This is a genomic window from Kitasatospora sp. NPDC058032, assembly GCF_042885845.1.
Taxonomy (GTDB): domain Bacteria; phylum Actinomycetota; class Actinomycetes; order Streptomycetales; family Streptomycetaceae; genus Kitasatospora.
Map to the genome: position 1 here is coordinate 1 of NZ_JBHVRK010000064.1, position 3,284 is coordinate 3,284.

Annotated in this window: 1 protein-coding gene; it reads right to left on the reverse strand. The window is 75.9% G+C overall.

Annotation, left to right across the window (positions count from 1 at the left end; all coding sequences use genetic code 11):
- The coding region (locus tag ACFVUH_RS37240; protein WP_387918068.1) for an amino acid adenylation domain-containing protein at positions 1–3,284 on the reverse strand (3,284 nt) is incomplete at both ends.

Genomic DNA, 3,284 nt, shown 5'->3' on the forward strand with positions numbered 1-3,284 from the left:
GACCAGGTCGTCCAGCGCCTCGTCCGAGCGGCCGGCGACCACCGAACCGATCGGCACGTCGGTGCCGGCGCCGAGCCGGGTGAGCAGCGCGGCCAGCCCGGCCTGCAGGGTCATGAACATCGTCACCCGGTGCTCGCGCGCCAATGCGACGAGGTCGCGGTGCAGTTCGGCGCCGAGCGGCAGCACGACGCGGTCGCCGCGGTGGCCGGTGTCGGCGCGCCGGGGGCGGTCGACGGGCAGCGACAGTTCCTCCGGCAGGCCGGCCAGGGTCTCGCGCCAGAAGGCGAGTTGACGGGCGGCCGGGCTCTGCGGGTCGGCCTCGTCGCCGAGCAGCTCGCGCTGCCAGAGCGCGTAGTCGGCGTACTGGACGGGCAGTTCGCGCCACTCGGGGGCGGTGCCGTCGCGGCGGGCGGCGTAGGCGGCGGCGAGGTCGCGCAGCAGCGGGTCCATCGACCAGCCGTCGCCGGCGATGTGGTGCAGGACGAGGACCAGCAGCTGTTCCCCGGTGCCCTCGCCCGCCGGGAGGAGGTGGGCGCGGATCGGCAGGTCGGCGGCGAGGTCGAAGGGGACGGCCGCGCAGGCGGCGACCGCGGCGGCGGGGTCGGCCGGGGCCGTCGTACGGTGGTCGAGCGGGACGCGGGCCCGGTCGGCCGGGACGATCCGCTGGTGGGGCTCGCCGTCCTGCACGGTGATCACGGTGCGCAGGCTCTCGTGCCGGGCGACCAGGTCGCCGAGGGCGGCCTCCAGCACGGCGGGGTCGAGCCGGCCGCCGAGACGCAGGGCGAGCGGCAGGTTGTAGAGGGCGCTGGGGCCCTCCATCCGGTCGATCAGCCAGAGCCGCCGCTGGGCGAAGGAGAGCGGCAGCCGCTCGGGGCGCGGCCCGGCGGTGAGGGCGAGCCGGGCCTCGGCACCGCCGTCCAGCCGCTGGGCGAGGCCGGCGACGGTCGGCGCCTCGAAGACGTCCCGGATGCCGAGTTCGGTGCCCAGCACCGAGCGGACCCGGCCGGCCAGCTTCATGGCGAGCAGCGAGTGGCCGCCGAGGGCGAAGAAGTCGTCGTCGATGGAGACCCGGTCGAGGCCGAGGACTTCGCCGAACAGTCCGCAGAGCAGTTCCTCGCGGGCCGTGCGGGGTGCCCGGCCGCCGGCGAAGAGGGTGAAGTCGGGGGCGGGCAGGGCGCGCCGGTCGACCTTTCCGCTGCCGGTCAGCGGCAGCGCCGCGAGCGGGACGACGGCGGCCGGGAGCATGTGGCCGGGCAGCGTCTCGGCGGCGAACCGGCGCAGTTCCAGGGCGAGTTCGGGGCTCGGTTCGACGGCGGTGGCGCAGTGGGCGACCAGTCGGCGGTCCCCGTCGGCGCTCTCGTGCAGGGTGACCACGGCCTGCCGGACGGCCTCGTGGCGGGCCAGTACCTGCTCGATCTCGCCGAGTTCGATCCGGAAGCCGCGGACCTTGACCTGGTGGTCGGTGCGGCCGAGGTAGTCGACGCCGCCGTCGCGGGTGCGCCGGACCAGGTCGCCGGTGCGGTACATGCGCTCGCCGGGCGTGAAGGGGTCGGCGACGAAGCGCTCGGCGGTCAGCGCCGGGCGGCCGAGGTAGCCGCGGGCCAGGCTGTGGCCGGCGAGGTACAGCTCGCCGGGGACGCCGGCCGGGACCGGGGTCAGGTGCTCGTCGAGCACGTAGGCGCGGGTGCCGAGCACGGTGTGGCCCATCGAGGGGCGCTCGGAGCCGGCGTAGGACTGGAGCAGGGTGTCGACGGTGGCCTCGGTGGGGCCGTAGAGGTTGTGGCCGGTGGTGTGCGGGGCGGCCTCGCGCAGCCTGGTCCACAGCGCCCGGCCGATCGGCTCGCCGCCGAGCAGGACCACCCTGGGCGCCGTTCCCTCGCGGGAGGCGTCGTCCAACAGCCCCTCGGCGATGAGCTGTTCGGCGTAGCTGGGGGTGAGGTTGAGGGCGTCGATGCCGGTGGTGCGCAGGTGCCGGACGAGGGCGGCCGGGTCGCGGCGCAACTCGTCGCCGATCAGGTGGAGTTCATGGCCGGCGACCATCCAGAGCAGGCTGTTCCAGGAGGCGTCGAAGCAGAGCGAAGCGGTCAGCGCGGCGCGCAGCCGGCCGTGGACGCGCTCGGGCTCACCGAAGGTCTCCGCCCGGTGGGCGGCCAGCAGGCCGGCGATCGAACCGTGGCTCACCAGCACGCCCTTGGGGCGGCCGGTGGAGCCGGAGGTGTAGATCACGTACGCGGCGTGGGCCGGGTCGGTCCGGACGGCCGGCGCCTCGGCGGGCAACCCGGCCCAGGCGGCGGCCTCGGCGGGCAGCACGGTCAGGCCGTCCAGCGCCTCGGGCAGCGGCCAGCCGGCGGTGCTGAGCACGGCGGCCGGCCGGGCGTCGGCCAGCATGTGGGCGGTGCGCTCCAGCGGGTACTCGGCGTCCAGCGGCAGGAAGGCGGCGCCGGCCTTGAGCACGGCGAGCTGGGAGACCACCGTCTCCACCGAGCGGGGCAGCGCGAGCGCCACGACCGACTCGGGGCCGATGCCGGCGGCCAGCAGGCCGTGGGCGAGCCGGTTGGCGCGGGCGTCCAGTTCGGCGTAGCTGAGCCGGAGGTCGCCGTGGACCAGGGCGGTGAGCTCCGGGTCGGCCGCGACCCGCTCGGCGAAGGCGGCCGGGACGAGCGGCAGGTTCTCGGGCAACGGGCGGTGGCCGCTCAGGAGTTGGGCGCGCTCGTGCCCGTCCAGCAGGTCGGCCCGGCCGATCGGCCGATCCGGCCTCGCCACCACGGCGGCCAGCAGGCGGCCGAAGCGGGCGGCGATCGCCTGCGCGGTCTCCCGGTCGAACAGGTCGGTGGCGTAGTCGAGCGCGCAGTCCATGCCGGCGGGCTCGCCGTCGGGGCCGAGGAACTCCTCCAGGGTGACGTTCAGGTCGAACTTGGCGACCCCGGTGTCCGAGGGCAGCGCCTCGACGCCCAGGCCGGGCAGCGTCAGCTCGCCCTCACCGGTGGACTGGAGGACCAGCGCGACCTGGAAGAGCGGGTGGCGGGCCAGCGACCGGGCCGGGTTGAGCTCCTCGACCAGCCGCTCGAACGGCACGTCCTGGTGGGCGTAGGCGCCGAGGCCGGTCTCCCGTACCCGGCCGAGGAGTTCGGCGAAGGAGGGGTCGCCCGAGGTGTCGGTGCGCAGCACCAGGGTGTTGACGAAGAAGCCGACCAGGTCGTCCAGCGCCTCGTCCGAGCGGCCGGCGACCACCGAACCGATCGGCACGTCGGTGCCGGCGCCGAGCCGGGTGAGCAGCGCGGCCA